This window comes from Micromonospora sp. NPDC050980 (assembly GCF_040653835.1).
In the GTDB taxonomy this organism is placed as follows: domain Bacteria; phylum Actinomycetota; class Actinomycetes; order Mycobacteriales; family Micromonosporaceae; genus Micromonospora.
Map to the genome: position 1 here is coordinate 94072 of NZ_JBFAGS010000016.1, position 24774 is coordinate 118845.

A 24774-nucleotide genomic window follows, 5' to 3' on the forward strand; every position below is an offset into this window, starting at 1 on the left:
CGTGGCACTGCGCGTCGCCGTCATCGTCAAGACCAACTACGGCGGACTCTGGACCATCCCGCAGGCGTGCGCCCTGCGGGACCGCGGCCACGAGGTGGTGGTGATCTGCCCGGCGGGCGGTCGCCTGAACGCCCGGCTGGCCGAGGCCGGCATCCGCACGGTGGCGTCGCCCTTCTCCTTCCGCCTCCGGCCCACACCCACCACGCTGTACGAGTTGTGGCAGCTACGCCGCCTCGTCCGCCGGCTCCGCGTCCAGGTGCTCTACCACCACCTCTACGCGGCCACGCTGGCCGCGCGCCTGGCCACCGTCGGCCTGCCGCTGGTCCGGGTGCAGTTCGTCGCCGGACCCGCCTTCCTGGAGTCGCCGGTGGTCCGGGCGGTGGAACGGCTCCTCTGGCGTCTCGATCACGCGATCATCTGCGGCACCAGGTACACCTCCCGCCGCTACCGGGCCCTCGGCGTGCCGGCCGCCCGCCGGCCGGCCGTGACCAGCGGGCTCAACCTGGCCTGGGCGACCGCCGACCTGCCGGACGACAGCGCGGCGACGAGAGCCGAGGCACGCGCGAAGTCCCGGGCGGACCTCGGGCTGGCGCCCGAGGTGTTCCTGGTGATCATGGTGGCGTACGTGTACCCGCCCCGGAAGCTCGCCGCCCACCGCAACCGCGCGTTCAAGGGCCACGACGTGCTGCTCGCCGCGTGGCGGGAGTTCCGGTCCCGGCACCCCGAGGCGGTGCTGATGCTGGTCGGCGGCGGCTCGGACCGGGCCGGCGAGGATCATCGACAGGATCTGATCCGCCGCTTCCACGTCGCCGAGGATCCCTCCGTCCGGTGGATCGACACCGCCGACGACGTCCGGCCCTACTACCGGGCCGCCGACCTGAGTGTCAGCCCGTCGTTGAGCGAGGGACACGGCGCGCCGCCGGAAGCGGCGCTGCTGGACGTGCCGAGCATCGTCAGCGACGCCGGCGGCCTGCCCGAGACGGTGGACGACACGTGCGGGTGGGTGGTCCGCCGGGACGACCCGGCCGCCCTGGCGCGGGCCTTGGCGGACGCGCACGTGGAGTTCCGCACCGGCCGGCTCGCCGAACGCGGGCTCCGGGCCCGGGAGCGGTCGCACCGGTACTTCGACAACCGGGTCTCGGCGGTCCGGATGGCCGAGGTGATCGAGCACGCGGCCGGGGTCGGCGCTCCCCCGGGCGACTACGCCCCACCCGAGTACGCCCCGGCCCCCGAGGAGGTCTCGCGGTGAACCGCGCCGACCGGCGCGCCGATCGGCGCGTCAAGCGGATCGTCGATGTCGTCGTGGCCGTGGCGGTCCTGGTGCTGACCGCACCGGTGGTGGCGGTCGCCGCGCTGCTCGTGCTGGTCCAGTTCGGACGCCCGGTCTTCTTCCGCCAGGAGCGCACCGGCCGCCACGAACGGACCATCCGGGTGCTCAAGTTGCGCACCATGTCCGACGACCGGGACGCGCGGGGGCGGTTGCTCCCGGACGGCGTCCGCTGCCGGGGCGTCGGCCGGGCGCTGCGCCGGCTGAGCATCGACGAGCTGCCCCAGATGGTCAACGTGCTGCGGGGGGATCTCAGCCTGGTCGGCCCCCGGCCGCTGCTGCTGCGCTACGACCCCTGGTACACCCCACGGGAGCGCCTGCGCTTCGCGGTCCAGCCGGGCATCACCGGCCTGGCCCAGGTCAACGGGCGCAACGACCTGGCCTGGACCGAGCGGCTGGAACTCGACGTGCGCTACGTCCTCGACTGGTCGCTCTGGCTCGACCTGCGGATCATCGCCCGGACGGTCGGCAAGGTCGTCCGCGCCTCCGGGGTGGCGGTCGACCCGTCGTCCCGGATGCTCGACCTCGACGAGGAGCGGCGCCTCACCTCGGTGCGGTGAGATGCGGGACGGCGTCCGCCCGCACCGGCTCGGGCAGCGAGCCCAACGCCCGGCGGAAGCTCTCCACCAGGGCCGGGTAGTCCGCCGGGGTGACGTCCTGGTGCACCGGGAAGTTGATGATGTGCCGGGCCAGGTCCGCCATCGACGGGTGGTCGCGCAGGTGCTCGATGAGCGTGTGGTAGAGGCTCACCATGCCGAACCCGTCGCGGTTCATCGCGGCGTACACGTGGTCGCGGTTCTTCCGCCCGGCGCCCAGGATCCGCACCGGCAGCGTCTGCGGGGCGTCGTCGTCGTGCAGATCGGGCCACATCAGCTCGAACGTGTGACCCCGCTCCGGCAATCCGTGCAGCAGCGCGGTGAGCACGCGGAAGTTCTGCTGCCGCCGCCGGGCGATCCCCACCGCGTCGTGGTCGAGCAGATGCCGGGCGAACGCCGGTGCGGTCTCCCGCTGGCCGGTGATCCGGGCGGGATTGCGGTAGGTCACCATTCCGCCGCGCGCGCCGGGCATCGGCAGCATCTTGTGCAGGGAGTAGAGCGCCACCTCGCCGGTGCGGCCGGCCGGGCCGCCGAGCGCGTGGGTGAACCAGGCGTGCGCGAGGTCCTCCAGCAGCAGCGCACCGTGCCGATCGGTCAGCTCCCGGATCCGACCGATCGCCCGCTCGGTACGGCCGAAGTAGTGGATGACCACGACCACGTCGTACCGCCGCTCGTCGAGTCGGGCCGCGAGCGCGGGCAGGTCGACGGCGAGGTCCTCGGTCAGGTCGTAGAAGCTCGGGTCGAGCCCGAGTTCGGTCACCGGGTCGAAGACGCCGCTGCCCTCGTTGGCCGACCAGCCGATGAACGCCGGCAGCAGGATGCCGCGCCGCTCGCCGCGCCACACCTGGGGCTGGGCGAGCAGGTCCCGCATGCCCTCGCGGGCCGCGTCGTAGAACAGGCTCGGGGTGCGGAAGCCCGCCGGGTCGGTGGCGGTCTTGGTGATCGTCTGCGTCACGGGTGCTCCAGGCGGGCTCGGATCTCGGCGGTGGACATTCTGAGCGAGCGGTTGACGGCGCGGAGTTCGCCGACGGCGCTCGGTGGCGCGTCGCCGCCCGGGGTCATGACCAGCACGCGGTCGACCTCGGGGAACTCCTGGCACGCGGCGGCCAGGAGCGCCGGCTGCCGCAGCGTCGCCGGGTCGAAGCACCGCAGCACCCGGGCGCTGGGCCGGCCCAGCCGGACCGGGCCGGACTCGGTGACGACCGCGAACTCGGCGAAGCCGTACGTGTCGAGCCAGGCGCGCGCGGTGTGCAGGCCGTCGAGCCGCACGTCCGCGGCCGGGGCGAGCCCGTCGCGCGCGAGATCCGCGACCCACCAGGTGCTCGTCGACTCGACGGCGAAGCCGAGCCGGTCGTAGAGCGCGCGGGCCGGGGCGTTGTCGGTGAAGACGTCGAGCTGCACGGTCCGCACCTCGGGGTTACCGTCGAGGTAGGCCCGCAGCAGAGCGCCGGCGACGCCGCGTCCCCGCGCCGCCTCCACCACGCAGACGTACGAGAGGTGGGCCCGGTCGTGCTCCGTCAGGGTCAGTTCGGCGAAGCCCAGCCGGTCGCCGCCGGTCGCCTCGGCGACGAGGAAGCAGCGGCCGGGGAACGACGCCGGGTGGGCGAGCACGACCTGCCAGAACCGGTCGACGCCGGGCTGGGCGGAGGTCAGGTAGTCGCGCAGGCGCGGCGCGAACGACGCCCGGCTGACCTCGGCCAGCCAGGCCGCGTCCGCCGCCACGGCCGGGCGGACCCGGACCGCGGCGGGGGCGCCCCGGCGGGACGGCACGCCCGGTCCGGCGTGCAGCGGCGGGGCTGGGTGCGATATCGGCATGTTCACACCTTAGTGTCCAGTAGTGCACTAAAGGTGGATTCGGGGTGGTGAGGGGGGACCGTGGCGGGCTACGTGTTCGGGCTGGTGCTGCATCCGACCCGGGACGTCTCCGAGGTGGTGGAGATGATCGCGAGCTGGGCGGGCCGGCACGGCAAGACCCTTGCCGTGCGCGCCGAGGACCGGCACCGGGTGCCGGCGTCGGTGCAGGCGGTGGCCGCCGACGAGCTGGCCACGCACTGCGACGCGCTGATCAGCATCGGCGGGGACGGCACCATGCTGGGCGCGCTCCGGCTGGCCGTGAAGGATCCGAAGCCGGTGCTCGGGGTGCACCTAGGGCGGGTGGGTTTCCTGGTCGAGGTGCAACCGCCGGACCTGCCGCGGGCGTTGGAGCGGCTGGTGGCGCACGACTTCACCGTCGAGTCGCACGCCTGCCTGGCCTGCGATGTGTGCGGCGACGACGTGGTGGCGTTCAACGACATCGCACTGGTCCGGCAGCCCGGCGCCGGCTTCGTCACCGCCACCCTGGCGGTGGACGGCCAGCGGTACGGCTACTACCGGTGCGACGCGCTGGTGGTGAGCACGCCGACCGGCTCGACCGCGTACAGCTACGCCGCCGGCGGGCCGCTGATCTCACCGGCGACGGAGGCGCTCGTGGTGACGCCGTCGGCCCCGATGGCCGGGATCTCCCGCTCGGTGCTGTTGTCCCCGCACGAGAGCGTGCACCTGGAGCTGCGGGCCGACTCGGCGCCGGTGGCGGTGGAGATGGACGGGCTGCTGATCCGGCAGGCCGCGACCGGCGGCTCGGTCCGCGTCCGCTACGTCCGCGACGCCGGCCGGGTGGTCCGCCTCGACCCGCGCCGCCACCAGGAACGCAACCAGCTCAAGCTGAGCCTGCTGGACCTGCCGCTGCTGCCCGACCAGCTCCGCGAGTTGCTGCCGGACGGGTTGCGGGAGCAGCTCAACCGCCGTGAGCTGCCCCCGCCCCGGTGACGCGTCAGGTGCCGAGCACGCCGTCGACGAGCGACTTGGCCTCATCCTGGATCCGGGCCAGGTGCTCCGGACCCTGGAACGACTCGGCGTAGATCTTGTAGACGTCCTCGGTGCCCGAGGGCCGGGCGGCGAACCAGCCCGACTCCGTGGTCACCTTGAGCCCGCCGATCGCGGCGCCGTTGCCCGGCGCGCTGGTCAGCACCGCGGTGATCGGCTCGCCGGCCAGCTCGGTCGCGCTCACCTGCTCCGGCGACAGCTTCGCCAGCACCGCCTTCTCCTCCCGCCCGGCCGGCGCGTCGATCCGGGCGTAGGCCGGCGCGCCGAACTTCTCGGCCAGCTCGGCCCAGTGCTCGCTGGGCGTGCGCCCGGTGGTGGCGATGATCTCGGCGGCGAGCAGGCAGAGCAGGATGCCGTCCTTGTCGGTGGTCCAGGTGCTGCCGTCGCGGCGCAGGAAGGACGCGCCGGCGCTCTCCTCGCCGCCGAAGCCGACCGCGCCGTCGAGCAGGCCGGGCACGAACCACTTGAACCCGACCGGCACCTCCAGCAGCGTCCGGCCCAGGTCGGCCGCGACCCGGTCGATCATCGAGGAGGAGACGAGCGTCTTGCCCACCGCCGCGGCCGGGCTCCACCGGTCCCGGGTACGGAACAGGTGGCCGATCGCCACCGCCAGGTAGTGGTTGGGATTCATCAACCCGCCGTCGGGGGTGACGATGCCGTGCCGGTCGGCGTCGGCGTCGTTGCCGGTGGAGACCGCGAACCGGTCGCGGGCGGCGATCAACGAGGCCATCGCGTTCGGCGAGGAGCAGTCCATCCGGATCTTGCCGTCGCCGTCGAGCGTCATGAACCGCCAGGTCGGGTCCACCTCCGGGTTGATCACCGTGAGGTCGAGGCGGTGCCGCTCGGCGATCTCCCCCCAGTAGGCCACGCTCGCCCCGCCCATCGGGTCGGCGCCGATGCGCACCCCGGCGTCGGAGATCGCGTCGATGTCCAGCACGGCGGGCAGGTCGTCGACGTAGTGGGCGAGGAAGTCGTACTCCCCGGTGGTGTCCGCGGCGCGGGCCCGCGCGTACGGGATGCGCTTCACCTCCTTGAGCCCGGCGGCGAGGATGGCGTTCGCGCGGTCCTGGATCCACTTCGTGACGTCGGTGTCGGCGGGGCCGCCGTTTGTCGGGTTGTACTTGAACCCGCCGTCGGACGGCGGGTTGTGCGACGGGGTGATCACGATGCCGTCGGCGAGCCCGGAGGTGCGGCCCCGGTTGTGGGTTCCGATGGCGTGCGACAGGGCGGGCGTGGGCGTGTAGCCGTCCCGGCTGTCGCGCAGCACGGTGACCTCGTTGGCGGCGAGCACCTCCAGCGCGTCGGCCTCGGCCGGCGCGGAGAGCGCGTGGGTGTCCCGGGCGAGGAACAGCGGCCCGTCCAGGCCCTGCTCCCGCCGGTAGTCGCAGAGCGCCTGGGTCACGGCGAGGATGTGGTCGGAGTTGAACGCGTTGCGCAGGCTCGACCCGCGGTGCCCGGAGGTGCCGAAGGAGACCTGCTGCGCCGGGTCGCTCGGGTCCGGGTGCTCGGCGTAGTAGGCGGTGACCAGCCGGGGCACGTCGACCAGGTCGGCGGGCTCGGCGGGCTGCCCGGCACGGGGGTGGGCCACTGCGAGATCCTCCTCGGAGATGGATGGGTGGGGCCGGTCAGGGCTCGACGCGCTGACCCTTGCCGATGACGACGATGCCGTTGTCGGAGACGGTGTAGCGCTGACGGTCCTTCTCCAGGTCGACGCCGATCTCGGCGCCCTCCGGAACGTAGACGTTCTTGTCCAGGATCGCCCGCCGGACGACCGCGTGCCGGCCGATCTCGACACCTTCCATCAGCACCGCGCCGTCCACGTGCGCCCAGGAGTGCACCTTGACCTTCGGCGAGACGATCGAGTTCTCCACCAGCGAGCCGGAGATCACCGAGCCGGGCGAGACCATCGAGCTGACCGCCCGGCCGACCCGCTCGCCCCAGGCGTGCACGAACTTGGCCGGCGGATACGGCGGCTGCTCGGTGTAGATCGGCCAGTCGAAGTTGTAGAGGTTGAACACCGGGTGCACGTTGATCAGATCCATGTGGGCGTCGTAGAACGAGTCGAGCGTCCCCACGTCGCGCCAGTAGCCGCGGTCACGGTCGGTGCTGCCCGGCACCTCGTTGTCCTTGAAGTCGTAGACGTTGGCCTCACCGCGCTCGACCAGCATCGGAATGATGCTGCCGCCCATGTCGTGCTTGCTGCTCTTGTCGGCCGCGTCGCGCTCGACCGCTTCGCAGAGCGCCTTCGTGGAGAACACGTAGTTGCCCATCGAGGCGTAGATCTCCTCCGGCGCGTCGGGCAGCCCCACCGCGTCGGTGGGCTTCTCCCGGAACGCCCGGATCCGCTTGCCGTCCTCGCCCACCTCGATCACGCCGAACTGGTCGGCCATCGACAGCGGCTGGCGGATGCCGGCCACGGTCACCCCGGCGCCGGAGGCGATGTGGTCCTCCACCATCTGCCGCGGGTCCATCCGGTAGATGTGGTCGGCGCCGAAGACGATCACGTGGTCGGGCTGCTCGTCGTTGATCAGGTTGAAGCTCTGGTAGATCGCGTCGGCCGAACCGGCGAACCACCACGGGCCGCGGCGCTGCTGCGCCGGCACCGGTGTGACGTAGTTGCCGAGCAGCGTCGACATCCGCCAGGTCTTGGTGATGTGACGGTCCAGGGAGTGGGACTTGTACTGGGTCAGCACGACGATCTTGAGAAAGCCGGCGTTCGCCAGGTTGGAGAGGACGAAGTCGACCATGCGGTACATCCCGCCGAAGGGGACGGCCGGCTTCGCCCGGTCGGTGGTCAGGGGCATGAGGCGCTTGCCCTCCCCGCCGGCCAGGACGATCGCGAGCACCTTGGCAGCCATGGTCAGACGCTATCCACCCCGCCGCGACTTCACCACTCGGACGCCCACACTTGCGCGCCCGGCGCGATCCGGCGCGCTGCACTAGGGTGCGGGCATGGCACCGTTGCGCGTCGACCTGCTCACCCGTGAATACCCGCCGGAGGTCTACGGCGGCGCCGGGGTGCACGTGGAATACCTGGCCCGTGAGCTGCGCCGGCTCGCCGACGTGCGGGTGCACTGCTTCGGCGCGCCGCGCGACTCCCCCGGCGTGACCGCCTACCCGGAGCCGGCCGGCCTGGCCGGCGCGAACCCCGCGCTGCGGGTCATGGGCGTCGACCTGGAGATGGCCGCCGGCGCGGCCGGCACCGACCTGGTGCACAGCCACACCTGGTACGCGAACCTCGCCGGGCACACCGCGAAGCTGCTGCACGGGGTGCCGCACGTGGTGAGCGCGCACAGCCTGGAGCCGCTACGCCCGTGGAAGGCCGAGCAGCTCGGCGGCGGCTACGCGCTCTCCTCCTGGTGCGAGCGGACCGCGTTCGAGGCCGCCGACGCGATCATCGCGGTCAGCGCGGGGATGCGCCGCGACGTGCTCACCGCCTACCCCCAGGTCAACCCGGACCGGGTTCGGGTGGTCTACAACGGCATCGACACCGCGCAGTACGCCCCGGACTCCGGCACCGACGTGCTCGACCGGCTCGGCATCGACCCGGGGCGGCCCAGCGCGGTCTACGTCGGGCGGATCACCCGGCAGAAGGGCCTGCCCTACCTGCTGCGGGCGGCCCGGGAGCTGCCCGCCGACACCCAACTCGTGCTGCTGGCCGGCGCCCCGGACACCCCGGAGATCGCCGCCGAGGTGCAGGAGCTGGCCGACGAGCTGCGGGCGAAGCGCTCCGGCGTGGTCTGGGTGGCGGCGATGCTGCCCAAGCACGAGGTGATCCAGGTGCTCACGCACGCCACGATCTTCGTCTGCCCGTCCGTCTACGAGCCGATGGGCATCGTCAACCTGGAGGCGATGGCCTGCGAGACGGCGGTGGTGGCCACCGCGACCGGCGGCATCCCCGAGGTGGTCGCCGACGGCGAGACCGGGCTGCTGGTGCCGATCGAGCAGGCCGGCGACGGCTCCGGCACGCCGCTGGACCCGGAGCGGTTCGTGGCCGACCTGGCCGCCCGGATGAACGAGCTGCTGGCCGACCCGGCGCGGATCGCCGCGTTCGGCGCAGCCGGCCGCCGCCGCGCGGTGGAGCACTTCTCGTGGAGCGCCATCGCCGACCAAACGCTCGCCCTCTACGAGTCGGTGAAAGGAGGGGCCCCCGCTTAACGCCTCCGGTAGAGGCGGGGCCCCCTTTTGACAGGCGGCGTACTGGCGGACCACACCGCCCAGGCCGTCGGGCTGCGCATCCCGGGCCGGCGTGGCGGGGTCGGCGGGCGCATTCCGGATCTGGTGGTCTGGAGCAAGGCCCAGGCCGACGGCGTATGGCTGCCACCGGCCGACGTCCTTCTCGTCGTGGAGATCGTCTCGCCCGGGTCCGAAGGCATCGACACGGTCACCAAGCGGAGCGAGTACGCCGCTGTCGGCATCCCGCAGTACTGGATCGTGGAGCACGATCCGGCGCAGACCGTCGCCATGCATCGCCTCGACGACGAGCGCTACGACGTACGGGCGACCATGCCGCTCGCCTGGGTCCTCAACACCAGCCCGGCCGAGTACGACCTCGGCTGATCCCCGATCGCGACGGGCCGCCACGACAGACCTCGGGCAGAGCCGACAACCGAAGCCGGCCGGCGCCGGACGACGTCGCCGATGCGCCACAAGGCCGGATTGGCCCGGATGCCCGATGCGATCTTCGCCCATCCGCGCCTCGCGCTAGTCTACGACGCCTTCGACGACGACCGCGACGACCTGACCGCCTACCTCGGCGGGCCAAGGACGCGGCGCGGGCCGAGGAGGCGGTCAGGGCCGTGGACGGAGCCATCGAGGTCCGCTGGCTCCACGGCGACGCCACGACGCTGCCGGCGCTCGACGTCGACCTGGCCACCATGACCGGAAACGTCGCGCAGGTCTTCCTGACCGACACCGCTTGGGCCCGGACGCTCCAGGGCATCCGCGCCGCGCTCCGCCCGGGCGGTCACGTCGGACTCGACACTGCGGTTCCGCGACCGCGACGAGATCGAGTCGAGCCTGACCGCCGCCGGCTACCGGGTGCTCGACGTGCGGCAGGCGCCCGACCGCCCCGACCGGGAGTTCGTGTTCGTCGCGCAGCGGACGAGCTAGGCGCGGAGGTCGGAGCGTTGCGAGCAGCACCGCGCGAACGCACCGCTCGGTGGAACGCCATAGGTGCCTCAGCCGCCGTTTGACACCCACAGCGTTCCACCCGTCGCCGTTCGCGCGACTCGGTGGAACGCTGTGGGTGTGTCAGCCTCGTTTTGGCACCCGTGGCGTTCCACCCGTCACGACTCTCGTGGGGCGACCGGCGGATCTTGGCGGGGACGAGCAGGGGCAGGCGCGTGGGCGCGATCCGGTGCATCGGAGGGCGCTGCCGAGCGCGAGACGATCTCGCGCAGTAGGTTGAGCGGGTGACTGGACGGTTCCCGATCGAAGACGTCTCCCCCGTCGTCGCCTGCGGTCGCTACCCGGCCAAGGCGGTGGTCGGCGAGGTCGTACCGGTGTCGGCCCGGGCCTACCGCGAGGGCCACGACGCGCTCGGCTGCAACGTGGTCTGGCTCGGCCCGGACGGCACGGCCCGCCCGTTCACCCGGATGCGCCCCGGCGAACCGGGCCAGGACCGCTGGCACGCCACCATCTGCCCGGACGCGGTCGGCGAGTGGCGGTTCACCGTCGAGGCGTTCGGAGACCCCTATCTCACCTGGCAGAACGCGGTGACCAAGAAGCTCGCCGCCGGCCAGGGGCCGACCGAGCTGGCGAACGACCTGGCCGAGGGCGTGCGGGTGCTGACCGCCGCGCTCGACCTGGTGCCGAAGGCCGACCGGAAGCGCGTAAAGGCGGCCGTGCAGGCGCTGCGCGACGAGAAGGCGGACCTGCCCCGGCGGGTGAGCGCGGCGCTCGACCTGGCCCCGCTGCTCTGGGCGCACCCGGTGCGCGAGCTGGTCACCACCGGCGACGAGCGCACGCTGTGGGTGGACCGGCCGCGCGCGCTCTTCTCCGCCTGGTACGAGTTCTTCCCCCGATCCGAGGGCGCGGTCGCGGCCACCGCCGACGCGCCGGCCCGCTCCGGCACGTTCGTCACCGCGCTCGACCGCCTCCCCGGCGTCGCCGCGATGGGCTTCGACGTGCTCTACCTGCCGCCGATCCACCCGATCGGCCGGGTCAACCGCAAGGGCCGCAACAACGCGCTCACCGCCGGGCCGGACGACGTCGGCTCGCCGTGGGCGATCGGCGCCGACGAGGGCGGCCACGACGCCATCCACCCCGACCTGGGTACGCCGGCGGACTTCCGCGACTTCGCCGCCGCCGCCGCCGAGCAGGGCCTGGAGGTGGCGATGGACCTGGCGTTGCAGTGCGCGCCGGACCACCCGTGGGTGACCGAGCACCCGGAGTGGTTCACCACCCGGGCCGACGGCAGCATCGCCTACGCGGAGAATCCCCCGAAGAAATATCAGGACATCTACCCGCTGAACTTCGACAACGATCCGGAGGGCATCCGCGCCGAGGTGCTGCGGGTGGTGCTGCACTGGGTCGGCGAGGGCGTGAAGATCTTCCGGGTCGACAACCCGCACACCAAGCCGTTCGACTTCTGGCACTGGCTGATCGCCGAGGTGAAGAGCGTCGACCCGGACGTGCTGTTCCTCGCCGAGGCGTTCACCCGACCGGCGATCATGCACGGGCTCGGCAAGATCGGCTTCACCCAGTCGTACACCTATTTCACCTGGCGCACGACGGCGGCCGAGATGCGGGAATACTGCGAGGAGCTGGTCGCCTCCGCCGACTGGATGCGCCCGAACTTCTGGCCCAACACACCCGACATCCTGCACGCCTCGTTGCAGCACGGCGGGCCGCCGATGTTCAAGATCCGGGCGGTGCTGGCGGCGCTGCTCTCCCCCTCCTGGGGCATGTACGCGGGCTTCGAGCTGTTCGAACACACCGCCCGCCCCGGCGCGGAGGAATACCTCGACAACGAGAAGTACGAGCTGCGCCCCCGGGACTGGGACGGCGCGCTGGCGCGCGGCCGGTCGCTGGCGCCGTTCATCACCACGCTCAACCGGGTCCGCCGCGACAACCCGGCCCTGCACCGGCTGCGCAACCTGCGCTTCCACGACATCGACAACCCGGCGCTGCTGTGCTGGTCGAAGCACGACCCGACCACCGGCAACACGGTGATCGTGATCTGCTCGTTCGACTCCCGCGCCGTGCAGTGGGGCAACACCACGCTGGACATGCCGGCGCTCGGCTTCGACTGGCACGAGCGGTTCACCGTGCGCGACGAGCTGACCGGCGCGCAGTACGACTGGGGGCAGCGCAACGCGGTGCGCCTGGATCCCTACCTGCAACCGGCGCACGTGCTCACGGTGCGCCGCCCGGCCCCGCCGGCCGCCGACCAGCCGGCGCACCCGACCGCGCCCGACCTGACCGTCGAGGACGTACCCGCCGCGCTGTCCGGCGGCACCGCACCGACCGCACCGGCCGAGAAGGACGACGCACGATGGACCAGTTGATCGCCGGCGAGGCGTACGACCCGCACGCCGTGCTCGGCGCGCACCCGGCCGACGGGAGCACCACGATCCGCACGCTGCGCCGGGGCGCGGGCGAGGTGACGTTGCTCGTCGACGGCGAGCGGCACCCGATGAAGCGGGTGCACGACGTCGGCGTGTTCGAGGCGGTGGTGCCCGGCGAGGTGCTCGACTACCGGGTCGAGGTGGACGGCGCGACGCACGACGACCCGTACCGCTATCCGCCCACCCTCGGCGAGCTGGACCTGCACCTGATCGGTGAGGGACGGCACGAGCGGCTCTGGGCCGCGCTCGGCGCCCGGGTCCTCGACGAGGGCGTGGCGTTCACCGTCTGGGCGCCCAACGCGCGCGGCGTGCGGGTGGTCGGCGACGTCACCGGCTGGGGGCCGGACGACGGCTGGCCGATGCGCTCACTCGGCTCCAGCGGCGTGTGGGAGATCTTCGTGCCCGGCATGCCGGTCGGCAGCCGCTACAAATACCGCATCCTCGGCGCCGACGGACAGTGGCGGGACAAGGCCGACCCCCTCGCGGCCCGCGCCGAGGTGCCGCCGGCCACCGCGTCCGTGGTCCACCATTCGGCGTACGAATGGGACGACGCCGCCTGGCTGGAGCGGCGGGCGGCGGCCCGGCCGCACGAGGAGCCGATGAGCGTCTACGAGGTGCACCTGGGCTCGTGGCGCCCCGGCCTCGGCTACCGGGAACTGGCCGAACAGCTCACCGCGTACGTCACCGAGATGGGCTTCACCCACGTGGAGTTCCTGCCGGTGATGGAGCACCCGTTCGGCGGCTCGTGGGGCTACCAGGTCACCGGCTACTACGCGCCCACCGCCCGGTTCGGCGACCCGGACGACTTCCGGCACCTCGTCGACCGGCTGCACGCCGCCGGCATCGGGGTGATCCTCGACTGGGTGCCCGCCCACTTCCCCAAGGACGAGTGGGCCCTGGCCCGCTTCGACGGCACTCCGCTCTACGAGCACCCCGACCCGCGCCGCGGCGAACACCCCGACTGGGGCACGTACGTCTTCGACTTCGGCCGCAACGAGGTGCGCAACTTCCTGGTCGCCAACGCGCTCTACTGGCTGGACGAGTTCCACGTCGACGGGCTGCGGGTCGACGCGGTCGCCTCGATGCTCTACCTCGACTACTCCCGGCAGGAGGGCCAGTGGGCGCCGAACGTGCACGGCGGCCGGGAGAACCTGGAAGCCATCGCGTTCCTCCAGGAGGTCAACGCCACCGTCTACCGGCAGCACCCGGGCGTCCTGATGATCGCCGAGGAGTCCACCGCCTGGCCGGGCGTGACGCGGCCGACCTCGGACGGCGGGCTCGGCTTCGGCTTCAAATGGAACATGGGCTGGATGCACGACACCCTGCTCTACACGTCCAAGGACCCGATCTACCGCCAGCACCACCACCACCAGCTCACGTTCTCCCTGGCGTACGCCTGGAGCGAGAACTACGTGCTGCCGATCAGCCACGACGAGGTGGTGCACGGCAAGGGCTCGCTGACCGGCAAAATGCCCGGCGACACCTGGCAGCGGCTGGCCAACGTGCGGGCGCTGCTGGCGTACATGTGGGCGCACCCCGGCAAGCAACTGCTCTTCATGGGCTGTGAACTCGCCGACGACCGGGAGTGGAGCGAGGAACGCGGCCTCGACTGGTATCTGCTGCACGATCCGGCACGCGCCGGGGTGCAGCGCCTGGTCGCGGACCTGAACCGGGCCTACCGGGCCACCCCGGCGCTGTGGGCGCAGGACACCGACCCGGCCGGCTTCCGCTGGATCGCCGGGGACGATGTGGCCAACAACGCGGCGTCGTTCATCCGGATCGCCCCGGACGGCCAGACGCTGGTCTGCGTGGCGAACTTCTCCGCGGCGCCGCTGAACGACTACCGGATCGGCCTGCCGGCCGGCGGGACGTGGACCGAGGCGCTGAACACCGACGCCCACCACTACGGCGGTTCCGGGGTGGGCAACCTGGGCGAGGTGCACGCGGAGAACGTCCCGTGGCACGGCATGCCGGCTTCGGTGTCCCTGCGCGTCCCCCCACTGGGCGTGCTCTGGCTCCGCCAGACCTGACCCCCACCCCCACCTCTCCACGCTGATTCACGGAAAGAGTGGCCATCCGGCGAGGAATAGCCACTCTTTCCGTGAATCAGCGCGAAGTGGGGTGGGGTCAGACGAGGTCGGCTTCGCGGAGGAGTTTCCAGAGGCCGGCGCCGTCGGGGGCGCTCAGCCACTTCTGCCCCACCGGGCCGGCCGAGGGGCGGCCGGCCGGGGCGGGCAGGCTGCCGGCCAGGACGGACTGGGTCGGCGACAGCCGCCGGATCGCCACGCCGGCCACGTTCTCCGGGTGGGCGGCGGCGAACTCCCGGTAGATCTCCTGGTCGTGCTGCCCGTCGTCGCCGATGAGCAGCCAGCGCACCTCGGGGAACTCCCGGGCCAGCCGGGCCAGCGTGGCCCGCTTGTGCTCCCGGCCGCTGCGGAACCACCGGTCGGCGGTCGGCCCCCAGTCGGTGAGCAGCAGCGGCCCTGCCGGGTAGAGGTGCCGGGACAGGAACCGGGTCAGCGTCGGCGCGACGTTCCAGGCGCCGGTGGAGAGGTAGAAGACCGGCGCGCCCGGGTGGGCGGTGGCCAGGCGCTCGTAGAGCACCGCCATGCCGGGCACGGCGGTGCGGGCGTGCTCGTCGAGGACGAACGTGTTCCAGGCGGCGAGCATCGGCCGGGGCAGCGCGGTCACCATGACCGTGTCGTCGATGTCGGACAGGACGCCGAAGCGCACCGTCGGGTCGAGGATGCGGACCAGCGCCTCCACCGGCTCGGCGTCGGCCACGGCGAGGCGTACGCAGCCCCAGCCGGGGGTGAAGTCGCCCTTGACGACGGTGTCGACGAAGCCGCTGCGGTCCGCGGTCACCTCCTGGCGCACGCCGTTGACCTCGATGGTGACCTGGGCGTGCTTGGCCGGGAGGGTGGCGAAGCTGCGCCAGCCGCGGACATTCTCCAGCCGGCCCCGGCGGGTGTCGGGGCGGCCCAGCAGCACCCGGCAGAGCACCCGCGCCCAGCCCGGGGCGCCGTACCCGGCGTACGCGATGATGTTGGGCTGCCACCCGGTGCGGCGCAGCCGGCGCTCCACGAACCCGTGCAGCGCGTCCTCGATGCGCGCAGCCCGGTGCAGTTGCGGCACGGCCAGTTGGTCCGGTGGTGTGGGTGGCACGTAGCAACACTGCCACAACCGGCGGGGCCCGGCCACGCGAGTGATCTGGACCGATCCGCCCCGACTGCCGGCGGCCGGCGTGACAGACTGCGGTCGGGGCGACGACGGGGGCGTGGGTCGTGTCGACAGCGAAGCGCAACCCGGACGGTCCGGCGTTGGCGGCGCTGCTGATCGGCGTGGCCGGGGTCGGCTACCGGCTGGTGCTCACCCTGCTCACGGTGCCGGCGTCGAACAGCGACGAGGCGACGTTCGGCCTGGCCGCGCTGCACATCGCCGGCGGCCACGAACGGCCGGTCTTCCTCTACGGGCAGCGCTACATGGGCGTGCTGGAGTCGTACCTGGCCGCGCCGCTGGTGGGCTGGGCCGGGCCGAGCTGGCCGCTGCTGAGGCTGCCGCTGCTCGCGCTGTACGCGGTCTTCCTGTGGCTGGCCTACCGGTTGACCCGTCGGCTGTTCTCGCCCTGGCTGGCCGTGGTCGTGGTGGGCCTGCTGGCGCTGGGTTCGGAGCGGGTGGTCCGCGACCAGCTCACCGTGGTCGGCGGCCGGCCGGAGGTCAAACCGGCGGTGCTGGCGATGCTGCTGATCGCGGTCGCGCTCGGGCAGCGGCGGGTCCGGCACCGCTGGCTCGCCACCGGGGCGTTCGGGCTGCTCGCCGGCCTGTCGTTGTGGTCGGACTGGCTGATCGCGCCCTACCTGCTGGCGGCCGTCGCGGCGCTGGTGCTGGCCGTCCCGCGGGAGCTGGTCGGCTGGCCGGGCGTGCTGCTGGTCGCCGGTTTCCTGGCCGGGATCGCGCCGGTGGTGAAGGACAACGTCGTGGCGCCGCCCGGACAGGACTCGCTGTCGGTGTTCCGGGAGATCAGCACGAAGGAGGGAGTCGCCCCGTCGCTGGCGGAGCGGCTGCACGGCGGGCTGCTGGAGGGGGTGCCCCTGGCCTGGGGGCTGTGCCCGATGGACGGCTGCGCCGGCTGGGCGCGGTGGTTCGGCGTGCTCTACCCGGTGCTGCTGGTGGCCGCCGCCGCGCTCGGCGTGGTCGTGTACCGCCGGGCCGTGGACCCGGCCGCGCGGGTCCGGGCCGTCGCGATCCTCGCGCTGGTCGCCGGCGCGGCGGTGACGCTGCTGGCGTACGTGCGCAGCCCGCTCGCCGCGACCGACCCGCTGGGCAACGCCCGCTACCTGTCGGTGTTGCAGATCTCGTTGCCGGCGGTGCTCTGGCCGCTCTGGCTGGCCGCGGTCGCCGCCCGGCGGGCGACCGCGTCCCGGGTGGCCCGGCCGGGCGGCGTCGCGGCCGGCGCGGTGCTGGCCGCGCTCACCGCCGGCGCCCTCGCCGGCACGCTGGCGTTCCTGGCCGGCCTGCCCGGGGTACGGGCCGAGGAGCGGTCCGCCCGCCGGCTCGCCGACGCGGTGCTGCGCGCCGGCCTGCACGAGGTGTACGGGGACTACTGGACCTGCAACCGGTTGATCTTCAACACGGGCGAGGCGGTCGCCTGCGGGGTGCTGGACGGCAACCTGACGCCGGGGCAGAACCGCTACCCGGCGTACTGGCGGCGGGTGGGGCGGGCGGCGCGGCCCGGCTACGTGGTGGCGGTCGGGTCGCCGGCGGAACGCGCGCTGCGGCGGCTGCTCGGCGCGCGGGCCGACGCGGTGGTGGTGACCGAGGTCGGCGGCAGTCGGGTGTACCACCCGGACCGTGCCGTGCGGCCGTGGCGCTGAGCCCGGCCCGTACGCTGTGCCGGTGCTCATCCTGCTCCCCCCGTCCGAGGGCAAGGCCGAGGCCGGCACCGGCCGGCGGCTGGACCTGTCGAGGCTGTCGCTGCCGGAGTTGACCCCGGCCCGGGAGGCGGTGCTGACCGCGCTCGTGGACCTCTGCGCCGGTGCGGACGACGCGGCGGCCCGCGACACGCTGGGCCTGAGCGAGGGGCAGCGCGGCGAGCTGCGCCGCAACGCGCGGCTGCGGGCGGCGGCCACCGCGCCGGCCGGGCGGCTCTACACCGGGGTGCTCTACGAGGCGCTCGACCTGGCCACGCTGCCCCCGGCGGCGGAGCGGGCCGCCCGGCGGTCGGTGCTGATCAGCTCCGGCCTATGGGGCGCGCTCCGGCTCACCGACCGCGTCCCGCCCTACCGGTGCCCGGTCGGGGCGCGGCTGCCGGGGGTCGGCGCGCTGTCGGCGTACTGGCGGGCCGCGCTGGGACCGGTCCTGACCGCAGCCGCGGGAAACGGGCCGGTGCTGGACCTGCGCTCCGGCGCGTACGCGGCCACGTGGACGCCGCGCGGGGCGGTCGCCGACCGCACGGTGACGGTGCGGGTGCTGCACGAACGGACCGTCGACGGGACGCCGGTGCGGTCGGTGGTGAGCCACTTCAACAAGGCGACGAAGGGCCGACTGGTGCGCGACCTGCTCCTCGCCGGCGTCCGCCCGCGCAGCGCCGACGCGCTGGTGGCGGCGCTGCGCGAGCTGACGTACGCGGTCGAGGAGGCGCCCCGCACGGCCGGCCGGCCCCGGCAGCTCGACCTGGTGGTCACCGACCTCTGAGCGCAAGTTTTCCTCAAGGCTCGGCCGCAGCGGTTCCCCGGCCCGGCCTGGGCGGCCACGGTAGAGGCACCACCACGCCGACCAAGGAGCTGAGCCGATGCTCTCCGAGCCCACCTCGCTGCTCGACCGGCCCCGCCCGTCGTCGCCGGCCCCGCCGCTGGACTGGCTGACCCTGGCCGACGCGTTCGAGGTCGCCTGCCTGGTGCGCTGCACGCCGCCACCGGCCGCCGCCGGCCGCCGGCTCGACGCCGGCCCGTACCGGGGCGGGATCGCCGAGTTCAACCGGGAGGACGCGGCGCACCGGATGCGGCAGCTGCTGCGCCGGCTCGACCTGCCGGTGGAGCACGAGCTGAGCACGGGTGGCCTGCGCCGCCGCTACGAGCTGCACCGGCTGTCGGTGCCCGGGGAGCACCGGTCGGCGTACGCGAATCTACTCACGGCCGGCTGGCGGCAGGGCCGCCGGGAACTGCTCGGCGGTCCGGTGCCCGGCGCATCGACGGCACGCCGGCTCTGGCGCCCCCGGCTGGCGGCCTCGGCGTGGCGGGCGGCGCTGCTCGCCGGCGGCCGGCACGTACGCCGGCACTGTCTGGGCATCCGGCTGGCCGACCGTGACCTGGCGGCGGTGCTGGTGCGCGGTGCGGCGCTGCTCGACGTGCCGGCGGTGCTGCGGCCCGGGTCGGGCTGCTTCCTGGTGAGCGTGCCCAATGGTGAGCACCGGGCCCGGATCACCGAGAGCGCCCGGCTGGGCTGACCCGGGCTTGCGCGACGGCGGGTGCGCGGCGCAGAGTGCAGCGGGTGAGCCGCCAGTGGTCCCTACCCGGCCGGCGCCGGGCCGCGGCCCCGCTGGCGTTGCTGCTGCTCCTCGTCGCCGGCCTCACCGGCTGCCGGGACGAGCCCACCGAGCCGGTGCGGATCCGGATCGCCACCGGCAGCCCGACCGCCGTCTACCACGCCTTCGGCCAGTCGCTGGCCGCCCTGCTCAACCGGGAGCTGCCCGGGGTGCGGGCCGAGGTGCTGGTCACCGCGGCCTCCGCGCAGAACGTCCGGCTGGTCGGCGCGGGCGAGGCGGAGCTGGGGTTCACCCAGGCCGACGTGCTTCCGCCGCGCGAGCCGGAGCACCCGGCGGTGCTCGCCGTGGCCCGGGTCTACGACGACCTGCTGCATCTGGTCACCACCGCCGGTGGCCCGGTGCGCACGCTCGCCGACCTGCGGGGCCGGCGGGTCTCGGTGGGCGCTGACGGTTCCGGCACCGAGGTCACCTCCACCCGGCTGCTGGCGGTGGCGCAGCTCGGCGGCGACCGGGTCCGCCACGAGCGCCTCGGGTTGGACGATTCGCTGGCCGCGTTGCGCGACGGCCGGATCGACGCGTTCTTCTTCTCCGGCGGCCTGCCGGTGCGCGGCGTCGCCGACCTGGCCCAGCGGACCTCGCTGCGGATGGTCGACCTGGGTGAGTGGACCGAGCCGTTGCGGCGCGCGTACGGGCAGGTCTACGTGACCCGCGACATTCCCCGCTCGATCTACCGGGCGGACCCGGTCAGCACGGTGGCGAACCCGAACTACCTGATCGTCAACGCCGACCTGCCCGCCGCGCTGGTGCGCGACGTGACCCGGCTGCTGATGGACCGGCGGGAGGAACTGGCCGCGGCGCATCCGGCGGCCGGTCGGATGAGTCCCCGGTCGGCAATCGTGACCACCCCGCTGCCGCTGCATCCGGGCGCGGCGCGGTGGTATCGCGACACCAAGCCCTGACCGGGCTCAGCGGTCGACCGACGCGCCGGCGCGCGCCGGCTCGCCGGCCGCGTCGAGGGTGGCCGGTTCGTCGGGCGGCGCCGGGAACCACAGCTCGGCGACCAGCCCCCGCGGCGCGCCCTGGCGCATGGTGAGCCGGCCGTCGGACGCGTCGACGAGCACCGCGGCGATGGCCAGCCCCAGCCCCGCGCCGTCCACGTTCTGCGCGTCCGGCGCCCGCCAGAACCGCTCGGTGGCCTGGTCGAGCTGGCTGGCCGTCATGCCGGGGCCGGTGTCGGCCACGGTCAGCTCCGTCCCGCCGTCGGCGGGGCGTACGGTCACCGTCACCTCTCCCCCGGCGCCGCTGAACTTGACCGCGTTGTCGATCAGGGCGTCGAGCGCCTGGTCGATGGCGGTCGGCACGGTCCGCGCGTACGCGGGGGCGCCGCCGGCGTCGAGCCGGAGCGTGACCGCCCGGTGCCGGGCCAGCGGCAGCCAGGCCGCGACCCGGGACGCGGCCACCGCGCCGGCGTCCACGCTGATCCGCTGGTTCTCCTCCCGCTCGGCGCGGGCCAGGGTGAGCAGCGCGTCGAGCAGGGTGGCCAGCCGGTCGGTCTCCTCCAGCGCCAGCCGGTGCTCGGCCCGGCCGTCCGGGTCGGTGAGGCTGGGCCCCAACTCCTCCACCCGCAGCCGCAGCGCGGTCAACGGGTTGCGCAACTGGTGGCTGGCGTGCGCGACGAAGGCCCGCTGCCGGTCCATCACGTCGGAGACCGCGTCGACCATGTCGTTGAAGCTGGTCGCCAGCCGGCGCAGCTCGGGCGGGCCGAGTCGGGGCCGGACCCGGGCGGTGCGACGTCCCTCGGCGATCTCGTGGGTCGCGGTGTCCAGCTCGGTGACCGGGCGCAGCACCCAGCCGGCCAGCCCGAACGCGGTGGAGACGCAGGCCAGCACCGCGAGCAGGCCGATCCCGGCCAGCATCAGCCACCACAGGGTGACGGTGCGGCGCACCGGGCCCGCCGGCGTGCTGGTGACCACCGCGCCGAGCACCTCACCGCCGTCGTTGATCGGCACCGCGGTCACCAGTGGCCCGTCCTCCCAGGGCCAGACCGACTCGGGACCGCTGAACTGCTGCCCGGACAGCGCGGTGTCGACAGCCGGTCCGGTGCCCGGGCCCGGATCCCACCGGGGCGAGGCGGCCACGGTGCGGCGGTCGCGGTCCACCACTGCCGCGCCGATGTGGTAGAGGTCGTCGTAGGCGGCCAGTTCCGCGCCGAGCGGGCCGGGGCTGCCGCCGCGCAGCGCCGGCCCGGCCAGCGAGGCGAAGCGGGTGGCGTCGGCGAGCCGGTCGGCGCGGACCCGGTCGGTCTCCCGGGAGGCCAGCGTGACCGCCAGCGGGGTCTCCAGCGCGAACAGCACCAGCACCATCAGCAGCAGGTAGCTGATCACCAGCCGGCGGCGCACCCGGGCCCCCGCTATCCGCGGCGGAGCCGGTAGCCGACCCCGCGTACGGTCTCCACGAGCGTCGGGTCGCCGAGCTTGCCGCGCAGCGAACCGACGTGCACCTCGACGGTGTGCCGGTCGGCCCAGACGGTGCCCCAGGCGTCGAGCAGGATCCGGTCCCGCGGCACGGCCACCCCGGGCTGGCGGGCCAGCGAGAGCAGGATGTCGAACTCCTTGCGGGTCAGGGTCACCGCCCGGCCGGCCACGCTCACCGTCCGGCCGCCCACGTCGATGCGGACCGGGCCCGCCTCGATCAGGTGGCGTTCCGGGACGGTGTGCGACGCGCGGCGCAGCACCGCCTCGATCCGGGCCTGCAACTCCACCATCGAGAACGGCTTCACCACGTAGTCGTCGGCGCCGAGCCGCAGGCCCAGCACCCGGTCGCGTTCCTCGCCCCGGGCGGTCACCGCGATGATGCCGAGCTGGCTGCTGCGCCGGCGCAGCTCCCGGCACAGGTCGGTGCCGTCGCCGTCGGGCAGCGTCAGGTCGAGCAGCACCAGGTCGCAGGGGGCGGCGGAGAGCGCGGCGGCGACGGTGGCCGCGTGCTCCACCTGGTAGCCGCGGCGGGTCAGCGCGGACGACAACGCCGCGGCGACCCGACGGTCGTCCTCGACCAGGAGGATCCGCACCCCTGCCTCCGTCCGCTCGACCCGCTGCCCTGGGAATGGTGGCAGACCCGCCGCCGGGACGCGAGGCCGCTCTAGGCTGCGGTGGTGATCTACAAGATTCTCGCCGACGACGAGTGGCGGCAGGCACGGGCGGCCGGGCGGTTCCCCGGCACCGCGCTGGACCGGCAGGACGGCTACCTGCACCTGTCCGCCGCCGACCAGGTGGTGGAGACCGCGCGCCGCCACTTCGCCGGGGTCACCGGTATCATCCTGCTCGCCGTGGACGAGGCGCGGCTCGGCGACGCGCTGCGCTGGGAGGCGTCCCGGGGCGGGGCGCTCTTCCCGCACCTGTACGCCGCGCTGCCGGTCGCCGCGGTGGTCGCCGCGCACCCGCTGCCGGCGGACCGGCCGGCCGCCGACGCGGTGGCCGATCTGCTCACCGAAGGTGCTCGTTATGCTGCGTCGAGCCCCGACCGACGGCGCGACGCGCCCCACCACGATGCGAGTTGAGATGACTGACAGCAACGACCGGTCCGCCTCCGTCTTCGTCCACCCGACGGCCGACGTGGAGTCCGGCGCCCAGGTCGGCGACGGCACCAAGGTCTGGCACCTGGCGCACGTCCGATCGAGCGCCCGGGTCGGCGCCGGCTGCGTGATCGGCCGCAACGTCTACGTCGACGCCGGCGTCACCGTGGGCGACCTCGTGAAGATCCAGAACAACGTCTCGGTCTACCAGGGCGTGACCATCGAGGACGAGGTCTTCGTCGGCCCCTGCGCGGTGTTCACCAACGACTTCCGGCCGCGCGCGCAGAACCCGGACTGGACGATCACCCCGACGCTGGTCCGCCGGGGCGCGTCGATCGGCGCCAACGCCACGCTGGTGTGCGGCATCGAGGTCGGCGAGTACGCGATGGTCGCCGCCGGTTCGGTGGTGACCCGCGACGTCGCGCCGTACCAGCTCGTCGCCGGCAACCCGGCCCGGCCGAAGGGCTGGGTGGACGCCAAGGGCGAGGTCGTCTCCCGGGACGTCGACGACCCGCCGCACCAGCGCTGAGCGCGGACCGGGGTGACGACCCGACCGGTCGTCACCCCCGCCGCGTCGGTCAGCCGCAGAGTCGGGCGATCTCGTCGAAGAAGCGGTCCATCGGGTTCGAGCCGGCCGGGCCGAGCAGGTATTCCTTCAACTCCCGGCGCGCCTCGGCCAGCGGGTCGTCCCCGCCCCGGGTCACCGCGAGGATCTTGGCCAGCTCGCCGCCGTCGGCGGAGAGCAGGTACGCCGCCCGCGCGGTCGGGAACTGCCGGCGGAACTCGTCCTCGGGCAGGCCGGCCGGGTTGGCCACCACGTACGGCCGCTCGCTCTGCACGAAGTCGGAGACCACGCTGGAGACGTCGCTGACCAGCAGGTCGGTGACGTTGAAGCAGTCGAACAGCGACGGCGTGCGGCTGGTGACCACCAGGTGCCCGGTGCCGTCGAGCGAGGACGGGTCGGTCTCGCCGCCGGCGGCCCGGAGCCGGGCCACGATCCGCTCGTGCGCCGCCTTCGCCTTCGGCGAGCGGGTGCCGGTCAGCGGGTGCGGCTTGTAGACCACCCGCAGGTTCCCGGCGGCCAGCAGCCCGGCGACGATCCGCTCTCCCATCAGCACCAGCGACGTGTGGTAGGGGTCGTCGTCCAGCCAGCCCTCCCAGGTGGGCGCGTAGAGCACGGTGAACAGGTGGTCGGCGGCGCCGGAGCCGAACGTGTGCACGCCGGCGAGCTGCGGGCGGCCGACCTCCACGATGTCGCGGTCCAGCACACCCACGCCCGCCCGGGCGTACCGCTCCCGGCCGGCCGGACCGGCCACCCACACCTCGTCGTACACCTTGCTGTACGGGTTGACGCTGGCCGCCTTGTCGCTGTCGCCGTGCCCGACGAAGACGTGCTTCACCCCCGGCTCGCGCAGCAGGTGGATGTTGGCGCCCACGTTCGCCGCGTAGAGGGCGACCCGCAGCGAGCCGAGGTCGAGGTTCATGAAGTCCACCCCGGCCGGCACGCAGATCACCGGCAGCCGGGTGTCGGCGAGCTGCGTGAACGCGTCCGCGGCCCGCAGCAGCACCACCGCGCGGCGGCCGGTCGCCTCCACCGGCGCGAGCCACATGTTGGCCTGGTAGACGTCCTTGGCCGGGCCGGCGAAGTAGAGCGCCACCTCGGGTTTCTCCCGGGCCATCCAGTCGTGCACGGCGGGCAGCACACCCGGGCTGCCGCCCCGGCCGCGCAGCGCGGTCAGCGCCAGCACGGCGGCGGTGACCAGGCCGGCGACCAGGGTGACCAGCCCGGTGACCACCACCGGCGCGACCCGGTCCACCGCGGCGGCCACCACCGCGGCCGGCACCAGCAGCACGTTGAGCAGCGGCAGCCGCAGACCCGCCAGCGCCCGCGCCCAGGCCGGCGGCACCGGGACGCGACGCAGCGCGCCGAGGTCGATGTTGCGGGTGTACGCCGGCGGGTCGACCCGCCCGTCGATCGTCTTCGTCACGGCGGTGGTGAGCACGGCGAGGGTCCACAGCGCGGCGGGCAGCAGCAGCACCGCGACCGTGCCGAGCACGCCGGGACGGACCGCGGCGACCACCAGCAGGACCACCGACAGGTCCCGGACCAGCCGCCGGAACGTCTCGCCGACACCCGCCTTGGCGACGAGCTGGGCGGTGGCGGCGTGCCGGGAGGCCAGCGCCAGCTCACCGCCGAGGACGACCACCGCGGCGATCGCGTACGGGACCACCAGGCCGAACGCCCCGGCGAGGATCATGACGCCGTACCCGAGGAACGTCACGCCGACCACGGCGAGGCCCTGCTGGCTGCGTACTCTGCTGAACAACGACACGCTCCCTGTCTGCCCGCCGGTGTCGGTGAG

21 protein-coding genes are annotated in these 24774 nt (G+C 73.8%); 13 read left to right on the plus strand and 8 right to left on the minus strand.

Going from position 1 to position 24774, the window contains the following annotated elements; genetic code table 11:
* Position 1 precedes the first annotated feature (1 nt).
* The gene (locus AB0H28_RS22460) at positions 2 to 1249 is read left to right on the plus strand and encodes a glycosyltransferase family 4 protein (protein ID WP_358043355.1); all 1248 of its coding nucleotides are present in this window, start codon (positions 2 to 4) and stop codon (positions 1247 to 1249) included.
* On the plus strand, positions 1246 to 1887 hold the full coding sequence (locus AB0H28_RS22465) for a sugar transferase (protein WP_358043358.1): 642 nt from the start codon (positions 1246 to 1248) through the stop codon (positions 1885 to 1887). Before AB0H28_RS22460 ends, AB0H28_RS22465 begins: the two co-directional genes overlap by 4 nt.
* Here AB0H28_RS22465 and AB0H28_RS22470 read toward each other — a convergent pair.
* Positions 1871 to 2878 (minus strand): DegT/DnrJ/EryC1/StrS family aminotransferase, encoded by a 1008-nt coding sequence (locus AB0H28_RS22470; RefSeq protein WP_358043361.1) that lies wholly within the window; start codon positions 2876 to 2878, stop codon positions 1871 to 1873. The genes AB0H28_RS22465 and AB0H28_RS22470 overlap by 17 nt on opposite strands.
* On the minus strand, positions 2875 to 3738 hold the full coding sequence (locus AB0H28_RS22475) for a GNAT family N-acetyltransferase (protein WP_358043364.1): 864 nt from the start codon (positions 3736 to 3738) through the stop codon (positions 2875 to 2877). Before AB0H28_RS22475 ends, AB0H28_RS22470 begins: the two co-directional genes overlap by 4 nt.
* 60 nt (positions 3739 to 3798) lie before the next feature.
* Between AB0H28_RS22475 and AB0H28_RS22480 the strand changes: the two genes are divergently transcribed.
* Entirely contained in the window at positions 3799 to 4728 is a 930-nt protein-coding gene (locus AB0H28_RS22480; RefSeq protein ID WP_358043366.1) for an NAD(+)/NADH kinase, read from the plus strand.
* 4 nt (positions 4729 to 4732) lie between these two features.
* Here AB0H28_RS22480 and pgm read toward each other — a convergent pair whose 3' ends face one another.
* Complete coding sequence (pgm, locus tag AB0H28_RS22485; RefSeq protein WP_358043369.1) at positions 4733 to 6373, minus strand: phosphoglucomutase (alpha-D-glucose-1,6-bisphosphate-dependent); 1641 nt, start codon at positions 6371 to 6373, stop codon at positions 4733 to 4735.
* 37 nt (positions 6374 to 6410) lie between these two features.
* Positions 6411 to 7643: a glucose-1-phosphate adenylyltransferase gene (glgC, locus tag AB0H28_RS22490; RefSeq protein ID WP_358043372.1), complete on the minus strand. Its 1233-nt coding sequence runs from the start codon at positions 7641 to 7643 to the stop codon at positions 6411 to 6413.
* A 94-nt stretch (positions 7644 to 7737) separates the two neighbouring features.
* Here glgC and glgA point away from each other — a divergent pair, with 94 nt between their 5' ends.
* From glgA to glgB, 4 genes are all read left to right on the plus strand, one after another.
* A complete protein-coding gene (glgA, locus tag AB0H28_RS22495; protein WP_358043375.1) occupies positions 7738 to 8943 on the plus strand; it encodes a glycogen synthase in 1206 nt (401 codons plus the stop codon).
* 27 nt (positions 8944 to 8970) lie between these two features.
* On the plus strand, positions 8971 to 9345 hold the full coding sequence (locus AB0H28_RS22500; protein ID WP_358043378.1) for a Uma2 family endonuclease: 375 nt from the start codon (positions 8971 to 8973) through the stop codon (positions 9343 to 9345).
* Between the two features lie 854 nt (positions 9346 to 10199).
* Positions 10200 to 12296: a maltotransferase domain-containing protein gene (locus tag AB0H28_RS22505; RefSeq protein WP_358043380.1), complete on the plus strand. Its 2097-nt coding sequence runs from the start codon at positions 10200 to 10202 to the stop codon at positions 12294 to 12296.
* The gene (gene glgB, locus AB0H28_RS22510) at positions 12284 to 14386 is read left to right on the plus strand and encodes a 1,4-alpha-glucan branching protein GlgB (protein WP_358043382.1); all 2103 of its coding nucleotides are present in this window, start codon (positions 12284 to 12286) and stop codon (positions 14384 to 14386) included. The genes AB0H28_RS22505 and glgB overlap by 13 nt, the downstream gene beginning before the upstream one ends.
* Before the next feature lie 97 nt (positions 14387 to 14483).
* Here the strand turns inward: glgB and AB0H28_RS22515 are convergent, their stop codons facing one another.
* Positions 14484 to 15521, minus strand: coding sequence for a phosphatase domain-containing protein (locus AB0H28_RS22515; protein ID WP_358043385.1), 1038 nt, complete (start codon positions 15519 to 15521; stop codon positions 14484 to 14486).
* 119 nt (positions 15522 to 15640) lie between these two features.
* On the opposite strand from AB0H28_RS22515, the gene AB0H28_RS22520 reads away from it, so the two are divergent.
* From AB0H28_RS22520 to AB0H28_RS22535, 4 genes are all read left to right on the plus strand, one after another.
* Entirely contained in the window at positions 15641 to 17230 is a 1590-nt protein-coding gene (locus AB0H28_RS22520) for a hypothetical protein (protein WP_358043388.1), read from the plus strand.
* Positions 17231 to 17246: 16 nt separating this feature from the next.
* Positions 17247 to 18050: a peroxide stress protein YaaA gene (gene yaaA, locus AB0H28_RS22525; RefSeq protein WP_358043470.1), complete on the plus strand. Its 804-nt coding sequence runs from the start codon at positions 17247 to 17249 to the stop codon at positions 18048 to 18050.
* Positions 18051 to 18147: 97 nt separating this feature from the next.
* Entirely contained in the window at positions 18148 to 18801 is a 654-nt protein-coding gene (locus tag AB0H28_RS22530; RefSeq protein ID WP_358043391.1) for a hypothetical protein, read from the plus strand.
* Positions 18802 to 18836: 35 nt separating this feature from the next.
* Positions 18837 to 19799, plus strand: coding sequence for a TAXI family TRAP transporter solute-binding subunit (locus AB0H28_RS22535; protein WP_358043394.1), 963 nt, complete (start codon positions 18837 to 18839; stop codon positions 19797 to 19799).
* A 6-nt stretch (positions 19800 to 19805) separates the two neighbouring features.
* On the opposite strand, the gene AB0H28_RS22540 is transcribed toward AB0H28_RS22535, so the two are convergent.
* On the minus strand, positions 19806 to 21239 hold the full coding sequence (locus AB0H28_RS22540) for an ATP-binding protein (protein WP_358043397.1): 1434 nt from the start codon (positions 21237 to 21239) through the stop codon (positions 19806 to 19808).
* Positions 21240 to 21250: 11 nt separating this feature from the next.
* The gene (locus AB0H28_RS22545; protein WP_358043400.1) at positions 21251 to 21907 is read right to left on the minus strand and encodes a response regulator transcription factor; all 657 of its coding nucleotides are present in this window, start codon (positions 21905 to 21907) and stop codon (positions 21251 to 21253) included.
* Positions 21908 to 21991: 84 nt separating this feature from the next.
* Here AB0H28_RS22545 and AB0H28_RS22550 point away from each other — a divergent pair, with 84 nt between their 5' ends.
* A complete protein-coding gene (locus AB0H28_RS22550; protein ID WP_358043403.1) occupies positions 21992 to 22396 on the plus strand; it encodes a DUF952 domain-containing protein in 405 nt (134 codons plus the stop codon).
* Between the two features lies 1 nt (position 22397).
* On the plus strand, positions 22398 to 22940 hold the full coding sequence (locus AB0H28_RS22555; protein ID WP_358043406.1) for an acyltransferase: 543 nt from the start codon (positions 22398 to 22400) through the stop codon (positions 22938 to 22940).
* A 49-nt stretch (positions 22941 to 22989) separates the two neighbouring features.
* On the opposite strand, the gene AB0H28_RS22560 is transcribed toward AB0H28_RS22555, so the two are convergent.
* On the minus strand, positions 22990 to 24738 hold the full coding sequence (locus AB0H28_RS22560) for a CDP-glycerol glycerophosphotransferase family protein (RefSeq protein WP_358043409.1): 1749 nt from the start codon (positions 24736 to 24738) through the stop codon (positions 22990 to 22992).
* Between the last annotated feature and the right edge of the window lie 36 nt (positions 24739 to 24774).

Excerpts from the sequence above, each read along its gene's own strand:
- glgC (WP_358043372.1), bottom strand. The coding sequence starts at position 7,643 with ATGGCTGCCAAGGTGCTCGCGATCGTCCTGGCCGGCGGGGAGGGCAAG.
- AB0H28_RS22530 (WP_358043391.1), top strand. The coding sequence starts at position 18,148 with ATGCTCTCCGAGCCCACCTCGCTGCTCGACCGGCCCCGCCCGTCGTCG.
- AB0H28_RS22475 (WP_358043364.1), bottom strand. The coding sequence starts at position 3,738 with ATGCCGATATCGCACCCAGCCCCGCCGCTGCACGCCGGACCGGGCGTG.
- glgA (WP_358043375.1), top strand. The coding sequence starts at position 7,738 with ATGGCACCGTTGCGCGTCGACCTGCTCACCCGTGAATACCCGCCGGAG.
- glgB (WP_358043382.1), top strand. The coding sequence starts at position 12,284 with ATGGACCAGTTGATCGCCGGCGAGGCGTACGACCCGCACGCCGTGCTC.
- AB0H28_RS22555 (WP_358043406.1), top strand. The coding sequence starts at position 22,398 with ATGACTGACAGCAACGACCGGTCCGCCTCCGTCTTCGTCCACCCGACG.